The following is a 21,255-nucleotide window of genomic DNA, read 5'->3' as shown; positions in this document are numbered from 1 at the left end:
GCGATGTTCGAGAGATTCACGGACCAGGCCCGGAACGTGGTGACCTCGGCCCACGAGGAGGCCGCAGCGCTGGGGCACGCGCAGATCGGCACGGAGCACCTGCTGCTGGCCCTCCTCGGGGTGCCCGACGATCCGGCCGCCGCCGTCCTGATCGAGAGCGGCCTGGACCAGGAGACCGCGCGGCGGGCGGTGTGCGCGCTGCTCGGCCCGGGCGACGACGCCGCCGCGCTGGCCTCGATCGGGATCGACCTGGACGCCGTCCGGTCGTCGGTGGAGGCCGCCTTCGGGGAGGGGGCGCTGGACGCCCCCGGGGAGGAGGAGCCGAAGCGGCGCGGCTGGTTCCGATCGGAGCCGAAAGGCCGACGCGGTCGCTTCACGGGCCGGGCCAAGAAGGCGCTGGAGCTGTCGCTGCGGGAGTCGCTACGGCTGAAGTCGGGCCAGATCGCGGTCGGCCACCTGCTGCTCGGGGTGATCCGGGAGGCGGAGGGGCTCGGGGTTCGGGTGATCGTCGACCACGGGCTGGACCTGGGCGCCGTCCGGCAGGCAGTGGAGGCGAAGCTGGCCTGAGCGACGGTGCGGCACGGTCGATCGGGGTGCCTGTGACCTGCCTGTGACCCCTCCTTCCGGCGTCCCTCCGGCTTCATCGGGCGGCCACCAGATGTCGCGGCCCGGTGTGAGTGACGTGCCTGAACGAGATGGCCCGTCAACTTGCCGCTTGAGGGCAAAGTCTGAATCGATATGATCGGCCGAAAGCGTGAACGGATCAGCCGCCCGGAGACGTTTCACGACGTCGCCGGGCGGTCTGGTATGCGCTCGACCCGCTGTCGGCGGCCGCGACCGTCGCCGATCCGCCGCCCGCGCCGCCGCCCGCCGACGTTGCCGAGGACCGCACCGATGAGAGAAGCCACCAGCCCCGAGGGTCAGCCGCGTCGCCGCCCGGCGCCGCGCACCGTCGCCCTCACGGCGGCCGCCGTCCTGCTGGCCCTGGTCGCCGGCCCGGTCGGCATCGGCCGGGCCCTGCACGCGAACCAGCCGCTGACCGCCCTGGCGGTCGGTGCCGTCACGGTGCTGTGGCTGATCGCGGTCGGCCTGGCGGCCCTCGGGGCCGAGCGTTCCCGCCGGCTGGCCGAGGACGTGGAGGCGCAGCGCCAGGAGGCGATGTCGGCCCTGGTCGTCGCAGGAACCGCCCGGCAGGCCGAGACGGCGGCCAAGGAACGTGCCACCGCGGCGCAGGCCGAACGGGACGCCGCCCGCGCCGAGCAGGCCCGTGCCGAGGCGGAGGTCGCCGCCGCACGCACCGAGCTGGACCGGCTGGGGGCCGAGCTCGAGGCGGCCCGGGCCGAGGTCGAGGCCGCGCGGGAGCAGGCCGCCGCCGAGCGGGCCGAACTGGACCGGATCCCCGAGGGCGTGCTGCCCGACGTGGTGAAGAAGCTGCGTGGGGGCGCGTCCGTGGACAGCGCGCTGGCTGCGCACCGCAAGCACCCCCAGTACGCGCTGCTGCGCGCCGTCGGCGAGGAGATCGGCCGCGGCGAGCGGCTGCGGGCGGCCGCGCTGGCCGTCTGCGCGACCGCCGCCGGGCGGGTGCAGGCACTGGCCACGAGCATGCACGCCGAACTGCGGGAGATGCAGCACCGGCACGACGAGGAGGTCCTCGGCGACCTGCTCCGGCTGGACCACTCGACCGCCCAGGCGGGCCGGATGGCGGACGGGATCGCGGTGCTCACCGGAGCCCGCTCGGGACGCCGCTGGGCCAAGCCGATCGCGGTGGAGTCGGTGCTGCGCGGGGCGCTCGGCCGGATCGGCGCCTACCAGCGGGTGCGGCTGCACAACGCGAGCAGCGCGGCGGTCGCCGGGTACGCGGCCGAGGGCGTGATGCACGCGCTGGCCGAACTGCTGGACAACGCCACCAACTTCTCCGCCCCGCCCGCCGAGGTGCACGTCTACGTCGAGGAGGTGCCGGCCGGTCTGGCGGTCACCGTCGAGGACAGCGGCCTGGGCCTGAGCGACAGTTGGCTGCGCCGGGCCGAACGGGCCGTGTCCGCCGAGCCGCTGGACCTCGCCACGCTCTCCGCCGGCACCCGGCTGGGCCTCGCGGTGGTCGGCGTGCTGGCGCGCAAGTACGGCCTGCAGATCTCGTTCCGGCCGTCGGCGCGCGGCGGCACGGGGGTGGTGATGCTGATCCCGCAGCAGCTGGTCACCCACCCGTCCCCGGCGTCCCTCCAGGCCCCCGCGCCCGCCGCGCGCCAGGCGCCCGCCGTGGAGTCCGCGCGCCCGGCACTCACCCCCGCCCGCCCGGCGCCCGCCCCGCTGCCGCCCGCGCCCACCGCGCCGAGCGCCGCCCCGGCGGTCCCGGCGACCGCCCTCCCCGCCCGGAGCACTCCCACCCAGGGCGCTCCCACCCAGGGCGCTCCAGCCCAGGGCGCTCCCACCCAGGGCGCTCCAGCCCAGGGCGTTCCCGCCGCGAGCCCGGCCGTGCCCGTGCGGACGACCGACAGCGGCCTGCCCCAGCGGCGCCGTGGGCAGACCCTGGCCACCACCACGGCGGCCGCCCCGCCCACCCCCGCCGCGCGGCCCGTACGGACCGACGCCGCGCGGGCCGCCGCCCGGTTCGGCGCCTTCCGCCGCGCCGCCCAGCCGGCGGTTCCCGTACCGGCCGCCGCGCCCGTACCGGCCGGCGAGCCGGCCCCCGCGGCCCCCGCGGCACCCGCGGCGTCCGCAGCGGCGGCGCCGACCGCGGACACCGACACCACGCCCGACGCTTCCCCCGTCACGAAGAAGGACTCCTGATGAGCAGCGCCACCGACCGCGACCTCGACTGGCTGTTGGACAACCTGCTGGCGGCAACCCCCGGCACCCGGCACGCCCTGGTCCTCTCCGCCGACGGCCTCAAGCTGTGCCACACCGACGGGCTGAGCGCCGACCAGGCCGACCAGCTGGCCGCGATCGCCTCCGGCCTGCAGAGCCTGGCGCACGGAGCCTCGATCGAGTTCGGCGACGGCAGCGGCGGCGTGCGGCAGTCGATGACCGAGTTCCACGGCGGCATCCTGTGCATCGTGGCGGCCGGTGAGGGCGCCCACCTCGCGGTGGTCACGGACGAGGACGCCGACGTGGGCGTCGTCGGCCACAACATGCACGGTCTGATCGAGCAGATCGGGGTGCACCTCAGCGCACCCGCCCGGGCCGAGTCCGCCGCCGCGGAGAGCACCGCCGGGGAGCCCGCCGCCGGGGGGCCCGCCGGCGGGGAGGGCGGCGCCCCCACGGAGGCCGCCGCCACACAAGAGAGCGCAGGGATATGAACGGCGGGCCGGTGCTGCCGGGCCGGGACGACGACCCGGACCGCCTCTACACCATCACCGGGGGCCGCAGCCGCGCCCCGGAGAACGCCTTCGACCTGGTCACCCTGATCGTCGCGGAGCGGGAGCCGGTGCCCGGCATGCAGTCGGAGCACGCCCGGATCCTGCGGATGTGCGAGGCCCCGACCGCCGTCGTGGAGGTGGCGGCGGAGCTGGCGCTGCCCATCTCGGTGGTGAAGATCCTGCTCGGCGACCTGCTGGAGTCCGGGGCGGTCACCGCCCGCCACCCCCGGTTCGCGCCGAACAAGGCCCGGCTGCCCGACCTCGACACGCTGAAGCAGGTGCTGCATGGCCTCCAACGGCTCTGACCTCCAGGACGCCCGGCCCGCGGGGCGCACCCCGCTGCGGGCGACCGCCGACAACGCGCTGAAGATCGTCGTGGTCGGCGGCTTCGGGGTCGGCAAGACCACCCTGGTCAGCTCGGTCAGCGAGATCCGTCCGCTGAACACCGAGGAGGTGATGACCCGGGCGGGGGAGGGCATCGACCCGGCCGGCACCTGGGGCAAGCGCTCCACCACGGTCGCCTTCGACTTCGGACGGATCACCCTGTCCGAGCGCCAGGTGCTCTACCTGTTCGGCGCGCCCGGCCAGGAGCGCTTCTGGTTCCTCTGGGACCGCCTGTTCAGCGGCGCCCTGGGCGCGGTCGTCCTGGTGGACACCCGGCGGCTGGAGGACTCCTGGTACGCGATCGACCGGCTGGAGCACCACGGCACCCCGTTCATCGTCGCCCGCAACAACTTCGGCGAGCCCACCCACACCCTGGAGCAGGTCCGGGAGGCCCTGGACCTGCCGCCCGAGGTGCCGCTGGTGGACTGCGACGCCCGCGACCGGGAGTCCGGCAAGCGGGTGCTGATCGAACTCGTCCACCACCTGGCCGCCCTGGCAGGAGCGGCCGACGCGATCTACGAGGAGAGCACCCCGTGACCCAGCCCGCCGCCACCCCGCCCCCGGGCTGCCCGGCGCACGCCGGCGCCACGCCGCTGTACGGGCCGCGCTTCCAGACCGACCCGGCGCAGCTCTACCGCGAGCTGCGGGCCGCGCACGGGCCGGTCGCCCCGGTCGAGCTGGCCGGCGGCGTGCCCGCCTGGCTGGTGATCGGCTACCGCGAGCTGCAGCAGGTCACCGGCCAGCCGCAGCTGTTCGGCCGCGACTCCAGCCGCTGGCACGCCTGGGCGACGCTGCCGGAGGACTGGCCGCTGAGGCCGATGATGGCGCCGGTGCCGTCGATCCTGTACGCCGAGGGCGAGGAGCACGTGCGCCGCTCCCGCGCCGTCACCGACGCGCTGGCCGCGATCGACCCGTACGAGCTGCGCAAGCACTCCGAGGAGATCGCCGACCGGCTGATCGACGAGTTCGCCGGGCGCGGCGAGGCCGACCTGGTCGCCGAGTACGCGCACCGGATGCCGCTGCTGGTGCTGTGCCGGGTGCTGGGCCTGGACGAGGAGCAGGCGCCGCAGTTGATCGCGGCGCTGCTGGCCATGCTGGACGGCGGCGCGGACGCACCGGCCGGGGCCCAGCGGCTGCTGGAGCTGATGCTCGCCCTGGTGGAGGAGAAGGCCGAGCACCCGGGTGCGGACGTGGCCTCGCGGATGCTGGAGCACCCGGCGGGGCTCACCCACGACGAGGTGATGCGCGACCTGCGGGTGCTGCTGATCGCCGGCCACCAGCCGAGCTCGTACTGGATCTCCAACGCGCTGCGGCTGATGCTCACCGACGAGCGGTTCGCGGCCTCGCTGGCGGGTGGCCGGCGCAGCATCAGCCAGGCGCTCAACGAGGCGCTCTGGGAGGACACCCCGACGCAGATCTTCGCCGGCCGCTGGGCCGTGCGGGACACCCAGCTGGGCGGTCAGCGGATCGCCGAGGGGGACATGCTGCTGCTCGGTTTCGCCGGGGCCAACGCGGACCCGGCCGTCCGGCAGCCGGACGGCCGTCCGGCGGAGGGCAACCGGGCGCACATGAGCTACTCGTACGGCGAGCACGGCTGCCCGTTCCCGGCCCAGGAGGCGGCCGAGGTGATCGCCACCACGGCGATCGAGGTGCTGCTGGACCGGTTGCCGGACCTGCGGCTGGCGGTGGCCGAACACGCGCTGGTGTGGCGCCCCTCGGCCTGGGTCCGCGGGCTGGTCGCGCTGCCGGTCTCGTTCACTCCGGGCCAGCTGGGGTAGCGGGCACGTCTTGCGGAAACCGGGCCCGGGCAGCCAAGATCCACAGGACGTGCACAATCGTTCGAAGTTCCGGTACCTGAAAGAGAGTTGCCGCCGATGAGCGCTGCCCCGGCCCCGATCGCCCTCGACCCGCTGGCCCGTGACAACGCGGCCGAGGGCGCCCTGCTGCGGGCCGCCGGCCCGGTGGTGCCGGTGGTGCTGCCGGGTGGGGTCGCCGCCTGGGCGGTGACCCGGCACGCGGCCGCCCGTGAGCTGCTCACCGACGCCCGGCTGGTGAAGGACGCCGGGCACTGGGCGGCCTACCAGCGCGGCGAGGTGCCGAAGACCTGGCCGCTGATCGGCCTCGCGGTGCCGGGCCCGAGCATGGTGACGACGGACGGCGCCGAGCACCGCCGGCTGCGGGCGCTGGTAGCCCAGGCCTTCACCCCGCGGCGGGTCGAGCTGATGCGCCCGCGGGTCGAGGCGATCACCCGTGCGCTGCTGGACGGCCTGGCGGCCGGGGAGCCGGTGGTCGACCTGAAGACCGCCTTCGCCTTCCCGCTGCCCATGACGGTGATCTGCTCGCTGCTGGGCGTGCCGGAGTCGGACCACGGCGTGCTGCGCGACCTGTACGAGCGGTTCTTCGGCATCAAGCCCGACCCGGCGGGCATCCAGGCGACCATCGCCGGGCTGAACGCCTTCGTCGACGACCTGGTGGCGCAGCGCCGTTCGGCGCCCGGCGAGGACCTGGCGAGCGCGCTGCTCGCGGCCGACACCGAGGGCGGGGCGCTCACCGACGCCGAGGCGGCGGCCACCCTGCGGGTGATCATCGCGGCCGGCCACGAGACGACGGTGAACCTGATCGGCAACGCCGTGCGGGCGCTGCTGACCCACCCGGACCAGCTGGAGCTCGTGCGGTCGGGGAAGGTGTCCTGGGACGCGGTGGTCGAGGAGTCGCTCCGCTGGACCCCGCCGACCAGCAACTTCCTGTTCCGCTTCGCGGCCGCGGACATCGAGGTCGACGGCGTGGTGGTCCCGGCCGGCGAGCCGGTGCTGATCTCGTACAACGCGATCGGCCGGGACCCGCTGCAGCACGGGGTGACCGCGGAGCTGTTCGACATCACCCGGGAGCCGACCCGCCACCTGTCCTTCGGGCACGGCCCGCACGTCTGCCCGGGGGCGCCGCTGGCCCGGCTGGAGGCGGGGATCGCGCTGCCGGCGCTGTTCGAGCGGTTCCCCGCGCTGTCGCTGGCGGTGCCGGACGCCGAGCTGCGGCCGAGCCCGACGCTGGTGGTGAACAGCCTGCTGGAGCTGCCGGTCCGACTGGTGTGACCCGTGGTGGAGTCGCGGCCCCGTCCGGTTTCCGGGCGGGGCCGTCGGCGTGATCGGGCCGGGGGGCTGCCGGCGTGTCGGGAGGTGGCTGTGGGTGTGATCGGGGGGCGGTCGCCGGTGTGATCGGGGGGTGGCTGTGGGTGTGATCGGGGGGCGGTCGCCGGCATGATCGGGAGGTAGCTGCCGGCGTGATCGAGAGGCGGCCGCCGGTTTCCGGAGCCGCTGGTCGGGTGCCGGCGGACGAAGGTCGACCATGGACCTTGGCGGCGGCCGACGGCTGCGTTAACGTCGTCGAATCGGTTCAGCCGTCGCTCGTCCGCGATCTCCGTACGCCCATCTCAGGTACAGCGCAACGTCGTTCACCCCACGTCGACAGCACGCCCTGGCGAGGAGTACCGCATTGGCCCTCAACTCGACCGCGTCATCACGGAGTTCCCGCCGCCGGCTGGCCGCAGCCCCAGCCCTGTTGGCGGCACTGGCCCTGACCGCGGCCTGCTCGAACAGTTCCGGCGGTTCGGGCGGTGGTGACGGAGCAGCCCAGACCCTGACCGGTGACTGCGCCAAGTACCAGCCGTACGCCGGACATTCGGGCACCACGGTGACGATGTTCGCCTCCATCCTCAGCCCGGAGTCGGACAACCTGGAGAAGTCCTGGGCCGACTTCAGCAAGTGCACCGGGATAAGGATCAGCTACGAGGGGTCCAACGACTTCGAGTCCCAGCTGCCGGTCCGGGTGGCCGGCGGCAACGCCCCGGACTTCGCGATCGTCCCCCAACCGGGCCTGCTGGCGCAGATGGTCAAGAGCGGCAAGGTCGTCAAGCCACCCGCCCAGACCGTCACCAACCAGGAGAAGTGGAGCCCGGTCTGGAAGACGTACGGCTCCGTCGACGGCACCTTCTACGCCGCCCCGATGAGCGCCAACATGAAGTCGCTGGTCTGGTACTCGCCGAAGGCCTTCAAAGCGGCCGGCTACGAGGTGCCGAAGACCTGGGCGGACCTGGTGGCGCTCAGCGACCGGATCGCCAAGGCGGGCGGCCCCAAGCCCTGGTGCGGCGGCATCGCCTCCGGCACGGCCACCGGCTGGCCGGCCACCGACTGGCTGGAGGAGGTGGTGCTGGGCACCTACGGCGGCGAGGTCTACGACCAGTGGGTGGGCCACCAGGTGAAGTTCTCCGACGAGAAGGTCACCACGGCGATGCGGACCGTCGCCGACTGGATGCAGAACCCGGCCTGGGTCAACGGCGGTTACGGTGACGTCAAGTCGATCGCCACGACCACCTTCCAGGACGCGGGAGCGCCGATCCTCACCGGCAAGTGCGCCATGCTCCAGCAGGCCTCCTTCTACGAGGCCCAGTGGCCCAAGGGCACCAAGGTCGGCCCGGACGGCGACGTCTTCGCCTTCCACCTGCCCGCCGTGAACCCGTCGGTCGCCAACCCGGTCGAGGGCGGCGGCGAGTTCCTGGCCGCGTTCTCCAGCCGGCCGGAGGTGCAGGCCGTGCAGAACTACCTGTCCAGCTCGGACTGGGCGAGCAGCCGGGTGAAGACCGCGCCCGGCTGGGTCTCGGCCAACCAGGGCGTGGACAAGAGCCTCTACACGGACCCGATCGACAAGCTCTCGGCGGAGGCGCTGACCGACCCGAGCGCGACCTTCCGCTTCGACGCCTCCGACCTGATGCCCGCGGCCATCGGCTCCGGGCAGGAGTGGAAGTCGCTGACCGCCTGGTTCGCCGAGGGGCAGTCGATCCAGAAGACCGCCGCGGACATCGACGCCGCCTGGCCGAAGTAGGACGGCCGGGCCCGGGCGGGCTCGCCCGGGCCCGTTCGGGTCGTCGGGCGCTGTGGGCGCGTCGGGCGCGCGTACGAGGACCACCTGCCGAGGGCGGTGCGGGGCCACCCACCCGCACCGCCCGCCCCTTCCCCTCACCCACCGGATCCGAAGGGACACAGCCATGCCGGTATCCGGCTCCCCGCCGTCCGTCGACCCGTCGGTCGCCGACCCCCTGGCCGCCGGCACCCTGGGCGACGCGGCGGTCAAGTTCGGCAACAGCATCGGCGCGATCGCCGGCTTCCTGGGCATCCTGCTGGTGGTCTTCCTGGTGGCCGGCCGGGCCCGGGGCCGCCTGGCCCGACCGCTGGCCGTGCTGGTGTTCCTCGGGCCCGCCGTGGTGCTGCTGGCGGTCGGGCTGGTGGTGCCGCTGGTGCGGACCGTCTACCTGAGCCTGCAGAACTCCGACGGCAGCCGCTTCGTCGGCGGCGAGAACTTCGGCTGGGCCTTCACCACGGACTCGGTCCGGCAGGTGCTGCTCAACACCCTGTTGTGGCTGGTGGTCGCGCCGCTGGCGGCGACCGGACTGGGCCTGGTGCTGGCGCTGCTGGTGGACCGGATGCGCGGTCAGGCGGTGTACAAGTCGCTGATCTTCATGCCGATGGCGATCTCGCTGGTCGGCGCCTCGATCATCTTCAAGTTCGTCTACGAGGCGCGCGGGAAGGACCAGCCGCAGATCGGGCTGCTCAGCCAACTCGCCCATGCGGTCGGCTGGTCGGATCCGCCGAACTGGCTGCTCAGCCAGCCGCTGAACACCTTCCTGTTGATGGTGGTCATGGTCTGGGTGCAGACCGGTTTCGCGATGGTGGTGCTGTCGGCGGCGATCAAGGCGATCCCGGCCGAGGTGACGGAGGCGGCCCGGTTGGACGGCGCGACCGGCCTGCGGCTGTTCTGGTCCGTCACCGTGCCCATGATCCGGACCACGGTGATGGTCGTGCTGACCACCGTCATGATCATCACCCTGAAGGCCTTCGACATCGTCCGCACCATGACCGGCGGCAACTTCGGCACCCAGGTGCTGGCCAACGAGATGTACTCGCAGTCCTTCGTGCAGTTCAACGACGGACGGGGCAGCGCCCTCGCGGTCCTGCTGTTCCTGGCGGTGCTGCCGCTGGTGGCCTACAACATCATCCAGCTGCGGAGGGAGCGTGAGGTGCGGTGAGCGCTCGTGAGGAGGAGGAAGCGGCGGCGGTCGGAGCGGGGCCCGGCGGGGGACCGGAGGCGGACGCGGTGGGCGCGGTGGACGTGGCGGACGCGGTGGGCGCGACGGCCGACGGGGATCGGGCGGCCGGCAGGCGTCGGGAGGCCGGCGGGGATCGGCCGGTCGGCCCGGGTCCGCTCGGCCGGAAGCCCGCCGGCCGTCGCGGCGGCGCGGGGAGCCCCGTCCGGAAGGCCTTCAGCAGCCCGCTGGCCTCGGCGTTCGTGATCGCGATGACGGTGCTCTGGACGATCCCGACCCTCGGCCTGCTGGTCACCTCGCTGCGCCCCAAGCAGGACGTGACCGCCGACGGGTGGTGGAACGCCCTGCTGCACCCCGACTTCGGCCTCGGCAACTACCACGCGGTGCTGTTCGAGGGCGGCTCCGGCGTCTCCACCGGCCTGATGCCCTTCCTGGTGAACTCGCTGGCGATCAGCGTCCCGGCCACCCTCTTCCCGCTGGTGCTGGCGGCGATGGCGGCCTACGCGCTGGCCTGGGTGCGGTTCCGGGGGAGCGACGCGGTGTTCTTCACGGTGTTCGCGCTCCAGGTCGTGCCGCTCCAGATGGCGCTGATCCCGCTGTTGCGGCTGTTCTCCAGCGGGGCGCACCTGGGCTCCCTGACGCTGATCCCGGCGGTGGACCTGAAGGGCAGTTACGCGCCCGTCTGGCTGGCGCACACCATGTTCGCGATGCCGCTCGCGGTGTTCCTGCTGCACAACTTCATCGCCCAGCTGCCGCGTGACCTGATGGAGGCGGCTGTGGTGGACGGCGCCTCGCACTTCAAGATCTTCCGGTCCATCGTGCTGCCGTTGTGCGCTCCGGCGCTGGCCTCGTTCGCGATCTTCCAGTTCCTCTGGGTCTGGAACGACCTGCTGGTGGCCCTCACCTTCGCCGGTGGCACGCCGGAGGTGGCACCGATGACGGTCCGGCTGGCGCAGCTGTCCGGTTCGTTCGGCGGCCGCTGGGAGCTGCTCACGGCCGGGGCGTTCCTGTCGATCATCGTGCCGCTGATCGTCTTCTTCAGCCTCCAGCGGTACTTCGTCCGCGGGTTGCTGGCCGGGTCGGTCAAGGGGTAGCGCAGGTGATCAGAGGGTTCTGAACACGTTCAGAGCAAACTTTTGAACTTGTTCAGAATGGTCTACAGTCGGCAGCGGCCGAGGCACACGGCGCCCCGGCCGCCGGGCCAGCGCGCCCACCGGGCGGACCACCCCGAGGGTGGCTTCCGCATGCCCGCCGACCACTGAGGGGGACTCATGTCAGGTCCGTCCACGCCTGCCCCGACCGATCCGCTACCCGCTGCCTGGCACCGCCCGACGGGCCCCTTCCGGTCGCCCGGCGTGCCCGTGCCCTCGCACGGAGACCGACTGCGCCGCACGGAGCCCGACCACCGGGCGGCGCCCACGCCCCGCGTCCTCCTGGCGGCCCTGGCCACCGGCCTCCTGACGGCCTGGCTGCTGTACGACGGCGTCGGTGCCAACCTGCTGATCTGCGGCGCCGCCACCGCCGTCGGGGCCGGTGTCGTCGCCCGAGGAGCCGGGCGCCGGATCCGGCCGTGGACGGTGGTCTGGAGCCTGCTCGCCCTCGCCCTGCTCGCCGTCCCGGCCCTGCGGGACGCCGGCCCGGCCGCCCTGCTGGCCGTCGCGGGAGCGCTCGGACTGGCCTCGCTGGCGCTGCACGGCGGGCGGCGCTGGGCGGGAGTGCTGTTGGCGCTGCCCGCCGCCGTCTGGCAGCCGGTACCGGGCGTGGCCTGGGCCTGGAGCGGCCTGCGGGGAAGGGGCCTCCCGGGCCGGGCCCGGATCGTCCCGGTGCTCAAGGCGCTCGCCGTCGCCGCCGTTCTGCTGACCGTCTTCGGCCTGCTGTTCGCCAGCGCCGACGTCGGCATGGCGGACCTGCTGAGCGACCTCAGCCCCAGCGTCGACTTCGGTCAACTGCCACTGCGGACGCTGCTGTTCCTGGTCGGCGCGGTCACCGCACTCGGCTTCGCGCACACCGCGGCCGGCCCGCGCCGCTGGGACCGCATGACCGCCGCCCCGGGGCGGGAACGGCGCCGTCTGGAGTGGGCCCTGCCGCTGGTCGGGCTCGACCTGCTGTTCGGCGCCTTCGCCGTGATCCAGGCCGTGGTGGTGCTCGGCGGGGCCGACGCCGTGCTTCGCGACACCGGCATGAGCCGCTCCGAGTACGCGCGGCAGGGCTTCTGGCAGCTGAGCGCGATCACCGCGCTGACCCTCGTCGTGGTGGCCGTCGCCAAGCGCTGGGCCCCGCGCACCACACCCGGCGACCGCCGGGTGGCCAGGGTCCTGCTCGGGCTGCTCTGCCTGCTCGCGCTGGTGGTGGTCGCCTCGGCGCTCGGCCGGATGTGGTTCTACGTCGACGCCTCCGGGCTCACCCGGCTGCGGCTGTGGGTGCTGGTGGTCGAATCCTGGCTGGGCGTCGTCTTCCTGCTGCTGATCACCGCCGGGCTCACCCGGCGCGCCGACTGGCTGCCGCGCGTCGTCGTCCTCAGCGGCATGCTCACCGTCGCGGTGTACGGGCTGATGGGGCCGGACTCGATCGTCGCGGAGCAGAACGTCGACCGCTTCGAGCGCTCGCAGCAGATCGACCTGCGCAACGTCCGCGAACTCTCCGCGGACGCGGTCCCCGCCCTGGACCGTCTCCCCGAACCCCAGCGGACCTGCGCGCTGCAGTTGATCCGCACCGACCTGGCGGGCCACTCCCCGGGCTGGTACGCCACCAGCCGCTCCGCCGAGCAGGCCCGCGGGATCCTGGCCGCCCGGCCGTTGAGTGACGGGGACTCCGATGGCGCGACCGCCTGCGCGTGGGCGGGGCTACGGGTCGGGCCGAACCCCTGACGGACGGGATGGACGGATGGGCGGACGAACGGGTGGGTGTTCGGACGGGCGCTTGGGCGGGCGGACGGGTGGACGGACGGCCTGACAACCGGCCCGGCCCGGCGTGGCTCGGCGCGGTCTTGCCCGGCCCGGCCTTGGCCGCCCCGGCCCGGCGTCGCTCAGCTCGGCCCGGCACTGCCCGGCCCGGCGCACGAAACGGGCCCGCCGGGGGCGAGGTGCTCCCGGCGGGCCCGTACGGTCTGTGGCGCCGCAGTCGTGGTGACGCTGGTGCGCCGCTGTCCTTCCGTCGCGGCTCAGTGCATCGCCACGCCGGCGGAGTCGCCGCTGGGCAGGTCGCTGGCCTTCGCCTTGATCACGAAGAGGGCGATCAGCAGGGCGACTCCCGCGAGTGCCGCGCCGACGATGAAGCCGTGCGAAATCCCCTGGGCGAGGACGGAGTTGGCGGGGTCGGTGCCCGGGAGGAACTCGTGGTGCTGCTGGAAGTAGCCGAGCTCCGTGGGGGATGCGCTCTGCATGAACCCCGGCAGTTGGGCCTTGGCCTCGGCCGTCGCGTAGTGCGCGAACACCGTGGTCAGGATCGACAGGCCGAGCGAACCACCGATCTGCTGCATCGAGTTGAGCAGGCCGGAGGCGGCGCCGGTCTCCTCGCCCGGCACACCCGCGACCGAGAGCAGCATCACCGGGACGAAGATCAGGCCCATGCCGAAGCCGAAGACCACCGTGGGGCCGAGCACCCCGTCCAGGTAGCCGCTGTCCTTGTCCATCTGGGTCAGCCAGGAGAGGCCGATGGTGACCAGCAGCGCGCCGCCCGCCATGAACGGCTTCGGCCCGTACTTGACCTGCAGGGCCGAGGCGATCTGCGCGGCGATGATGATCGCGACGCTGATCGGAAGGAACGACACGCCCGCCTTGAGCGGCGAGTAGCCGAGCGGTCCCTGCACGAACAGGACGACGTAGAAGAAGATCCCGAACATGGCCGCGGCCAGGCAGAGCATCATCACCAGGCCGCCGGTGCGGTTGCGGTCGGCGAACAGGTGCAGCGGGGTGATCGGCTGGGCGGTGCGGTTCTCGATCACGAAGAAGGCCGCCAGCAGGATCGCGCCCGCCGCGAAGGAGCCGAGCGTGATGCCGTCCGACCAGCCGTCCGAGGCGGCCCGGATGAACCCGTAGACCAGGCCGACCAGACCGAGCGTCGAGGTGAGCGCGCCGGGCACGTCGAAGCGGCCCGGGTGGCGCTCGGACTCGGCGATGTAGCGCGGCGCGGCGATCGCGATCAGGATCGCGATCGGCACGTTCACGAAGAACACCCAGCGCCAGTTCAGGTACTCGGTGAGCACACCGCCGGCCAGCAGGCCGATCGCGGCACCCGAGCCGGCCACCGCCGAGAACACCCCGAACGCCTTGTTGCGTTCGGGCCCTTCGTCGAAGTTGGTGGCGATCAGGGCGAAGGCGGTCGGTGAACAGATCGCGCCACCGATGCCCTGGAGCGCGCGGGCCGCCAGCAGCAGACCGCTGTCCTGCGCCAAGCCGCCCAGCAGCGAGGCCAGGCCGAACAGCAGGGTGCCGAAGATGAACACCCGGCGGCGGCCCAGGATGTCACCCGCACGACCGCCGAGCAGCAGCAGGCCGCCGAAGGTCAGCGTGTAGGCGTTGATGACCCAGGACAGGTCCGTGGTCGAGAAGTTCAGCGCGTCCTTGATGTGCGGCAGCGCGATGTTCACGATGGTCGCGTCGAGCACGACCATGAGCTGCGTGGCCGCGATGACGGTCAGGGTGATGCCCTTTCCCCGACCTTGGCGGCCCTTCGGTGGTGCGTTCTTGCTGAGCGTGTCGGAGATGGCCATGGATGCTTCCCCCTGCTGGCTACGTGCTCGGTGACTCGGTGACTCGGTGACTCGGTGCTTGCTGTTCTGGCGCTCGGCGTCTCGGCCCTTGCCGATTCGGTGCTCGGTGTTCGGTGAGCCGGCGTTCCGTGATCCGGTGTTCGCTGACTCGGTGCTCGGTGCTCGGTGCTCGGTGCTCGTTGGCTCAGTGCCCGGTATCCGGCCGAACGCGGGTCCGGTCTGCTGCTGTGCGCGGACACGGGCGGGTCGCTGCGCGGCGCGCTGCGGGCTGGGAAGGAACGGTCCCGTTCACTAATCTGGAAGATATCCTGGGCAAGATAGTGAACGCAAGCGTTCCTTAAGGGCGGTGGCGATGGAACGGTTGGTGCGGCGACTCACGGCGGACCGGGCATCCGGTCGGGCGGCCGCCCGACCGGCGGACGGCGCGGTTCGGTCGTCCGCGATGCCGGCGGTTCCGGGGCCGGCGGCATCGCCGCCCGTGGAACCGGTGGCGCTCGCGGCGGTGTCGGACGGGGAGCCGGAGCCGCGTTGCGCGGTGCGGGCCGCCCGGGAGGCGCTGGCCCGGCCCGCGCGGCGCCGGGGGAAGGAGTTGGAGAGCGCGATCTTCGAGGCCGCGCTCGACCAGCTCACCTCCGGCGGTTACGCGCGACTGACGATGGAGGGCGTCGCCGCTGCGGCACGGACCGGGAAGGCCGCGCTCTACCGGCGTTGGGCGTCCAAGATGGAACTCGTCATCGACGCCCTGGACTCCACTCTCCCACGTCCTCACGGCGTCCCCGACCTCGGGTCGGCCAGGGCCGAATTGCTGCACCTCGTCGAGCTGTTCACCGATGCGATCGGCTCCCGGGCGGGTGCCGCGCTGCACGTGCTGATGGGCGAGCTCTCCCAGCAGCAGGCCGAGGTGTGCAAGGACTTCATCGTGCAGCGGGTGATGGAACCGACCAAGGACGCCATCCTGGACATCCTCCGCAGGGGCGCCGAGCGCGGCGACGTCCGGCCCGGAGCGGTCAGTCCGCTGGTGGCCGACGTCATACCCGCGATGCTGCTGTACCGGGTGAAGATCCACGACCGGGAGATGGCCCCCGACTTCGCGGCCCGGCTGATGGACGACGTGCTGGTGCCGCTGATCCGGCAACCGTAGGGTGGCCCGGTCCGGGGCGGGGGTCGGGCGGGGCCCGGTCCGGGACGGGGGTCGGGCGGGGCCCCGTCCTGGGGTGGGGCCGGGGTCGGGTGGGGCTCGGTCCCGCGGTGGGGCCGCGGTGGGGTCGGGCTCGGTCCGAGGTGGGGCCAGGGCGGTGCCGGTCCGGGTGTCGGGTCGTGAAGGGCCGGTTCTGGGCGCTCGTAAGACGGCTTAGGCTGGAGGCTGTCCCCAGTGGAAAGGGGCTGTTTTGCCGAACGGAGCCCCTGCGATGCCCATCGTCCCGCCGACGCACTCCGTCGAACGCTCGCTGCGCCGGGCCGGCGCAAAGGTCGTGGTCGGCCTGGACGAGGTCGGACGCGGGGCCTGGGCCGGGCCGGTCACCGTCGGCGCGGCCGTCACCGGACTGCGCAGGGCGCCCGAGGGGCTGACCGACTCCAAGCTGCTCACCGAACTGCGCCGTGAGGCGCTGGCGCCGGTGCTCGCCGACTGGGTCACCGCGTACGCGCTGGGGCACGCCTCGCCGCAGGAGTGCGACGAGCTGGGCATGACGGCGGCGCTGCGGCTGGCCGCCGTCCGCGCGTTGGAGGCGCTTCCGGTCGAGCCGGACGCGGTGATCCTGGACGGCAAGCACGACTACCTCGGCGGCCCCTGGCGGGTGCGCACGGTGATCAAGGGCGACCAGTCCTGCATCTGCGTCGCCGCCGCCTCGGTGCTCGCCAAGGTCCACCGCGACGGCCTGATGGCCGAACTGGGGGAGGCCCACCCCGAGTACGGCTTCGCGGACAACGCGGGCTATCCGTCCCCGGTGCACCGCGCCGCGCTGGAGGAGCACGGTCCCACCGAGTTGCACCGGCTCTCCTGGGCCTACCTGGACGCCCTGCCGAAGTGGCGGCACCTCAAGCGCATCAGGGACCTTCCCGGTGCGGCTCAGGGGTCCGCTGACGAACAGCTCGTGCTCGGTTTCTGACAGTCCGTCTGGAATTGCCCCAGCCACGGCGGGTGGGGGTCCGGTGGCCAAGGGGTGGGGCGCCCGTGCGCGTCCGACCGGCATTTGATAGATATCCGGGTATGCCTGTCTTCCCCGAGGAGCCGGAGATTCACGAGAGCCTCCCGGGCCCCGGCGTTCCCTTCCCCCGCGAGTCGGACGCACAAGCCCTCCACGCGCCTGCCACCGGCAGCGTGCCCACCACCGCACCCGCCACCGTCACCGCCGCGCCGGCCCCGGTGCCCGGCCCCCGGCCGGCGCCACCGCGCCCGGCTCCGCCGCGCGCCGACCGCTCGGGCCCGCCGCGCCTGATCCCCAAGCCGGGGCCCGCACCGCGCCGGCCGGCCGCCCCCGTGCCGCAGGTCGAGGTCCAGCGGATCGCCGCCGCCCCGGCCCAGGCGCTCGAGCGGGCCGACGACGCGGTCGACCTGCTGCTGGACTCCGGCCGGAACCCGGGCGACATCCTGGTGCTGACCGTCGGGGACGCCCACCCCTGGCAGCAGCACGAGCTCTCCTTCGGTGAGGAGCGCTACTGGGCGCAACTCGCCGAGGGCGGGGACGTGTTCTACGCCGACGCCGCGCTGACCCGCCCGGTCCGCCGCGAGGTGGTCGTCCTGGTGGTCAACGGAGGTTCGGCCGCCCGGGCCGCCGACGCCTACACCAAGGCGCTCGGCCACGCGACCGCGCTGCTGGTGGTCTGCGGAGAGGCCGGCCCGACCGCTGCCGGAGTGTCCGGCGGCGCGCCGGGGCGCCCGGTCAAGGCCTGACCGGGCCGAGGCCGACAGAGCCCAGGTCCACCCAGGCCTGACAGAGCCCAGGGGTGACACAGCCCAGGCCCGACAGAACCCAGGGGTGACACAGCCCAGGCCCGACAGAACCCAGGCCCGACAGACCCAGGTCTGACGGCCAGGGACCGACAGCCGTTCCCGCCCCGGGCCCGGTGCCGTACGGCGCCGAGCCCGGGGTCCGTCCGAACCGCTCGCCGCGCAGCCCCGACCGACCGGGGCCCATCGCCGGCCCCTCAGCCACCTGGTGCCGACCCGTCGTCCACCACTCGGCCGATGGGTGCGGCGCCCTGTCGTCCCGCCGATTCCCGCAGCGCGGCTTTCCGTGGCCGCGGCTCAGCGGGTGCCGGTGCGGCGGCTCGACTCGACGGCCGTGACCCGCGCCGGGGCCCACGGGGTCTCGGAGGGGTGGGCGCGCTGCGGACCGTCCACGCGCTTGGTCTGCTCGGCCGCCTGCTGCCGGGCATGCCGTCGGCGCGGAGCGTCGTCGAGCGCCGATCTCGGAGGCAGCTCGGTCACGGTGTGCACCGGTCCTTCCGCCCATGAACCGGCGTGCGGGTGGCGCCCGCTGCGCCCGTCGCCGAGGATCTGCCAGCCCGCCGGGGTGAGCCCGATGTACGAGCCGCAGCGCAGCCCGTGCAGCGCGGACGCGTCCCGCAGCGCCCACATCCAGGCCCCGTCCTGCTCGGTCCAGCCGGGGGCGCCCTCGCGGCAGCGCAGCAGCACGGCCGTGCGGGTCGGCTCGGGTCGTCGCAGGTCGTGCGGAGTGATCCGGCGCAGGTGTGCCAGCACGTCGTTCCGGTGCTGCCAGCCGTCGGTGTCGTGCGGCCAGGGCGTGAACGAGGCCGAGGCGGCCAAGTGGTGGCTCGCGTCCAGAACACCGACCACGACCGTCCCCGGCTGGGGCAGGTGGCGCTGGTGCAACTCCAGGACGAATGCGCGCGGATCGCGTAGCAACGGGAACCCCGAGGCGGTCCAGGTCTCCAGGTCGAGCAGCCGTCTTGGCGCCGGCCTCCCGGAGAGGGGATGTTGACCTCGGTCGATACCGTTGACCACGATCCTCCTTCCTGGCCCGTGGGCGGTCGGGCGCCTGCGTACACCGAAGGACGGATCCAGCGGATCGAGTTTCGGGTACCTCCCAATTCTCGGGGTAACGGGGGCAGACCGGCAATGATGAAATGATGAACGCCACCCGATAGCCCATGTTCTGTCGGATATGTTCCACAACTGCCCGAGCGTCGCGGAGACGCCGCACAGCCTTGATCCACATCGCGCAAAAGGTGCGGTGAACCCCCTTCGGCATGGTGCGCTCTCCTTTCTCGGGTCGGTCCGCCGCGTGATCGGAATCTCCTGGCAGCCCCCTTTCGTTAGGCCATTCGAGTGATGGCAGTTGGTTACCCAGTCGGTGGCGACGGTCGTGCTGGCGGTCGTGGTGGCGGTTGGTGACCGCCCTGGCCGGGTGGCACGGCCTTGCGGCGGTCCGACGCCGCCCGCTCAGCCCTGCACGGCCAGGACCAGTGGCAGCACCGCGCTCGCCCCCGCCCGGTGCAGCAGCCGGGCGGCCACGGTGACCGTCCAACCCGAGTCGACGAGGTCGTCGACCAGCAGCACCGGCCCGCTGGCCGCCGCCACCGCCTGCTCCAGCTCCGGCGGCAGTACCAGCGCTCCGGCCAGCGAGTGCAGCCGTTGGGCGCTGTTGCTGCGGGCTCCGTGCGGCGGCAGGCCGCCCGCGTACTCGATCCGGCCGAGCAGCGGCAGCCGACCGATCTCGGCGATCCGTGCGGCGAGAGTTCCGACCAGTCGGGGGCGGGTGGCGGAGACCATGGCCACCACGCCGACGGGCCGGTCCAGCCGGGCGCCGTCCGTGGTCGCCGGCCCGGCCCAGCCGCCCGGGCCGCGCGCCCAGTCGGCCAGCACCGCCACCAGCGCGTCCACCGCCTCGCCGGGTACCGGCACGTCCGGTGCCTGCTCGGCCAGCAGGGTGCGCAGCCGGTTGCCCCAGCCGATGTCGGAGAGCCGGCCGAGCGCTCGCCCCGTCTCCGCCTGCTCGCCCGCCGGGATCCGGCCCTTGAGCGGCACTCCGAGCGCATCCATCCCGGTGGGCCAGAGTCGGCGGGGCTCGAAGCTCACCCCCGGGCGGCCGAGCGCGGCCCGGGCCGCGGCCAGCGTCTCGTCGGAGACCTCCGGGGTGTGCAGGGGGCCCGCGCAGTTGTCGCACCGCCCGCACGGCGCGGCCTGCTCGTCGTCCAGCTGGCGGCGCAGGAACTCCATCCGGCACCCGGTGGCGGCCGCGTAGTCGCGCATCGCCCGCTGCTCCGCCTCCCGGGAGGCCGCCACCTTGGCGTAGCGGGCGGTGTCGTACTCCCAGCTCTGCCCGGTGGCCGTCCAACCGCCCTTGACCCGGCGGACGGCGCCGTCCACGTCCAGCACCTTGAGCATGGTCTCCAGCCGGGCGCGGCGCAGGTCCACCCGGGGCTCCAGGGCGGCGGTGGAGAGCGGCCGGCCGGCCTCGGCCAAGGCGTCGATGGTGCGGCGCACCTGCTCCTCCGGCGGGAAGGCCAGCGACGCGAAGTAGCGCCAGATCGCCTCGTCCTCGCGCCCGGGCAGCAGCAGCACCTCCGCTCGGTCCACACCGCGCCCGGCCCGGCCGACCTGCTGGTAGTAGGCGATCGGCGAGCTGGGCGAGCCCAGGTGGACGACGAAGCCGAGGTCGGGCTTGTCGAAGCCCATGCCGAGCGCGGAGGTGGCGACCAGCGCCTTGACCCGGTTGGCCAGCAGGTCGGCCTCGGCGGTGCGGCGCTCGGCGTCCTCGGTGCGGCCGGAGTAGGAGGCCACCGGGAAGCCGCGCTCGCGCAGGAAGGCCGTCACCTCCTCGGCCGCGGCCACCGTCAGGGTGTAGACGATGCCCGAGCCGGGGAGCCGGTCGAGGTGGTCGGCCAGCCAGGCGAGCCGGTGGGCCGGGTCGGGCAGGGAGAGCACGCCCAGGGTGAGGCTCTCCCGGTCGAGCGGGCCGCGCAGCACCAGGGCGTGCTCGTCGGTGGTGCCCGTACCGAGTTGCTCGGCGACGTCCGCGGTGACCCGGGCGTTGGCGGTGGCGGTGGTGGCCAGTACCGGGACGCCGGGCGGGAGCTCCGCGAGCATGGTGCGCAGCCGTCGGTAGTCGGGCCGGAAGTCGTGGCCCCAGTCGGAGATGCAGTGGGCCTCGTCGACCACGAGCAGACCGGTGGAGGCGGCGAGCTTCGGCAGCACCTGGTCGCGGAAGTCCGGGTTGTTCAGGCGCTCGGGACTGACCAGCAGGATGTCGACCTTCCCGGCGGCGACCTCGGCCTGGATCTCGTCCCACTCCTCGGTGTTGGCCGAGTTGATGGTGCGGGCGTGGATGCCGGCCCGCGCCGCGGAGTCGACCTGGTTGCGCATCAGGGCGAGCAGCGGGGAGACGATCACCGTCGGCCCGGCGCCCCGGGCGCGGAGCAGGGCGGTGGCGATGAAGTAGACCGCGGACTTCCCCCAGCCGGTGCGCTGGACGACCAGGGCGCGGCGGTGGTCGACCACGAGGGCCTCGATGGCCGTCCACTGGTCCTCGCGCAGGGCGGCGGCGGGGCCGGCCAGCTCCTGGAGGACGGACTCGGCCCGGGCCCGGACCTGCTCGCGGTCGGCGGTGGCGGTGGTGTGGATGTCGGGCTGCTGCATGGCGTCGATGTAACCCCATGGCGCCGACAAGGGGCGAACGGGGCGGGGCTCGCAGGGGGAAGGCAGGGTGGATGGCGGGGTGGAATTCATCTGTTGATCCGCTGAACGG

Annotated in this window: 17 protein-coding genes; 14 read left to right on the top strand and 3 right to left on the bottom strand. The window is 73.6% G+C overall.

Annotated elements, in window-relative coordinates; genetic code table 11:
• The first annotated feature begins 3 nt into the window (after positions 1-3).
• The 11 genes from ACGF07_RS24020 (at position 4) to ACGF07_RS23970 (ending at position 12,701) form a co-directional block, all read left to right on the top strand.
• Positions 4-567: a Clp protease N-terminal domain-containing protein gene (locus tag ACGF07_RS24020; protein ID WP_392901883.1), complete on the top strand. Its 564-nt coding sequence runs from the start codon at positions 4-6 to the stop codon at positions 565-567.
• Positions 568-894: 327 nt separating this feature from the next.
• Positions 895-2,787, top strand: a complete 1,893-nt coding sequence (locus tag ACGF07_RS24015) for a sensor histidine kinase (protein ID WP_392901881.1) — start codon at positions 895-897, stop codon at positions 2,785-2,787.
• Positions 2,787-3,296, top strand: coding sequence for a roadblock/LC7 domain-containing protein (locus ACGF07_RS24010; protein WP_392901879.1), 510 nt, complete (start codon positions 2,787-2,789; stop codon positions 3,294-3,296). The genes ACGF07_RS24015 and ACGF07_RS24010 overlap by 1 nt, the downstream gene beginning before the upstream one ends.
• A complete protein-coding gene (locus tag ACGF07_RS24005) occupies positions 3,293-3,661 on the top strand; it encodes a DUF742 domain-containing protein (protein ID WP_350737917.1) in 369 nt (122 codons plus the stop codon). The genes ACGF07_RS24010 and ACGF07_RS24005 overlap by 4 nt, the downstream gene beginning before the upstream one ends.
• Positions 3,642-4,277 (top strand): ATP/GTP-binding protein, encoded by a 636-nt coding sequence (locus ACGF07_RS24000; protein ID WP_392901877.1) that lies wholly within the window; start codon positions 3,642-3,644, stop codon positions 4,275-4,277. Before ACGF07_RS24005 ends, ACGF07_RS24000 begins: the two co-directional genes overlap by 20 nt.
• The gene (locus ACGF07_RS23995) at positions 4,274-5,518 is read left to right on the top strand and encodes a cytochrome P450 (protein WP_350737923.1); all 1,245 of its coding nucleotides are present in this window, start codon (positions 4,274-4,276) and stop codon (positions 5,516-5,518) included. Before ACGF07_RS24000 ends, ACGF07_RS23995 begins: the two co-directional genes overlap by 4 nt.
• A gap of 96 nt (positions 5,519-5,614) precedes the next feature.
• Positions 5,615-6,829, top strand: a complete 1,215-nt coding sequence (locus tag ACGF07_RS23990; RefSeq protein WP_350737926.1) for a cytochrome P450 — start codon at positions 5,615-5,617, stop codon at positions 6,827-6,829.
• A gap of 400 nt (positions 6,830-7,229) precedes the next feature.
• Positions 7,230-8,615 (top strand): ABC transporter substrate-binding protein, encoded by a 1,386-nt coding sequence (locus ACGF07_RS23985; protein WP_392901875.1) that lies wholly within the window; start codon positions 7,230-7,232, stop codon positions 8,613-8,615.
• A 163-nt stretch (positions 8,616-8,778) separates the two neighbouring features.
• Positions 8,779-9,816 carry a carbohydrate ABC transporter permease gene (locus ACGF07_RS23980; RefSeq protein WP_392901873.1) on the top strand — a complete coding sequence of 346 codons (1,038 nt, stop codon included), beginning with the start codon at positions 8,779-8,781 and terminating at the stop codon, positions 9,814-9,816.
• Complete coding sequence (locus tag ACGF07_RS23975; RefSeq protein ID WP_392901872.1) at positions 9,813-10,928, top strand: carbohydrate ABC transporter permease; 1,116 nt, start codon at positions 9,813-9,815, stop codon at positions 10,926-10,928. Before ACGF07_RS23980 ends, ACGF07_RS23975 begins: the two co-directional genes overlap by 4 nt.
• Positions 10,929-11,195: 267 nt before the next feature.
• Complete coding sequence (locus ACGF07_RS23970; protein ID WP_392901870.1) at positions 11,196-12,701, top strand: DUF4153 domain-containing protein; 1,506 nt, start codon at positions 11,196-11,198, stop codon at positions 12,699-12,701.
• Between the two features lie 293 nt (positions 12,702-12,994).
• Here the strand turns inward: ACGF07_RS23970 and ACGF07_RS23965 are convergent, their stop codons facing one another.
• The gene (locus ACGF07_RS23965; protein ID WP_392901868.1) at positions 12,995-14,545 is read right to left on the bottom strand and encodes an MFS transporter; all 1,551 of its coding nucleotides are present in this window, start codon (positions 14,543-14,545) and stop codon (positions 12,995-12,997) included.
• A 478-nt stretch (positions 14,546-15,023) separates the two neighbouring features.
• On the opposite strand from ACGF07_RS23965, the gene ACGF07_RS23960 reads away from it, so the two are divergent.
• From ACGF07_RS23960 to ACGF07_RS23950, 3 genes are all read left to right on the top strand, one after another.
• Positions 15,024-15,686 (top strand): TetR-like C-terminal domain-containing protein, encoded by a 663-nt coding sequence (locus tag ACGF07_RS23960; protein ID WP_392901866.1) that lies wholly within the window; start codon positions 15,024-15,026, stop codon positions 15,684-15,686.
• A 268-nt stretch (positions 15,687-15,954) separates the two neighbouring features.
• Complete coding sequence (locus ACGF07_RS23955; RefSeq protein WP_350737946.1) at positions 15,955-16,653, top strand: ribonuclease HII; 699 nt, start codon at positions 15,955-15,957, stop codon at positions 16,651-16,653.
• A gap of 101 nt (positions 16,654-16,754) precedes the next feature.
• Complete coding sequence (locus ACGF07_RS23950; RefSeq protein WP_350737949.1) at positions 16,755-17,438, top strand: hypothetical protein; 684 nt, start codon at positions 16,755-16,757, stop codon at positions 17,436-17,438.
• Between the two features lie 354 nt (positions 17,439-17,792).
• Here ACGF07_RS23950 and ACGF07_RS23945 read toward each other — a convergent pair whose 3' ends face one another.
• Both ACGF07_RS23945 and ACGF07_RS23940 read right to left on the bottom strand, forming a co-directional pair.
• Entirely contained in the window at positions 17,793-18,512 is a 720-nt protein-coding gene (locus tag ACGF07_RS23945; RefSeq protein WP_392901864.1) for a hypothetical protein, read from the bottom strand.
• A 438-nt stretch (positions 18,513-18,950) separates the two neighbouring features.
• Positions 18,951-21,146, bottom strand: coding sequence for a RecQ family ATP-dependent DNA helicase (locus ACGF07_RS23940; RefSeq protein WP_392901862.1), 2,196 nt, complete (start codon positions 21,144-21,146; stop codon positions 18,951-18,953).
• Positions 21,147-21,255: the final 109 nt, after the last annotated feature.

The organism is Kitasatospora sp. NPDC048194 (assembly GCF_043202455.1).
Classification (GTDB): domain Bacteria; phylum Actinomycetota; class Actinomycetes; order Streptomycetales; family Streptomycetaceae; genus Kitasatospora.
This window is presented reverse-complemented; position numbering and strand designations above follow the sequence as displayed.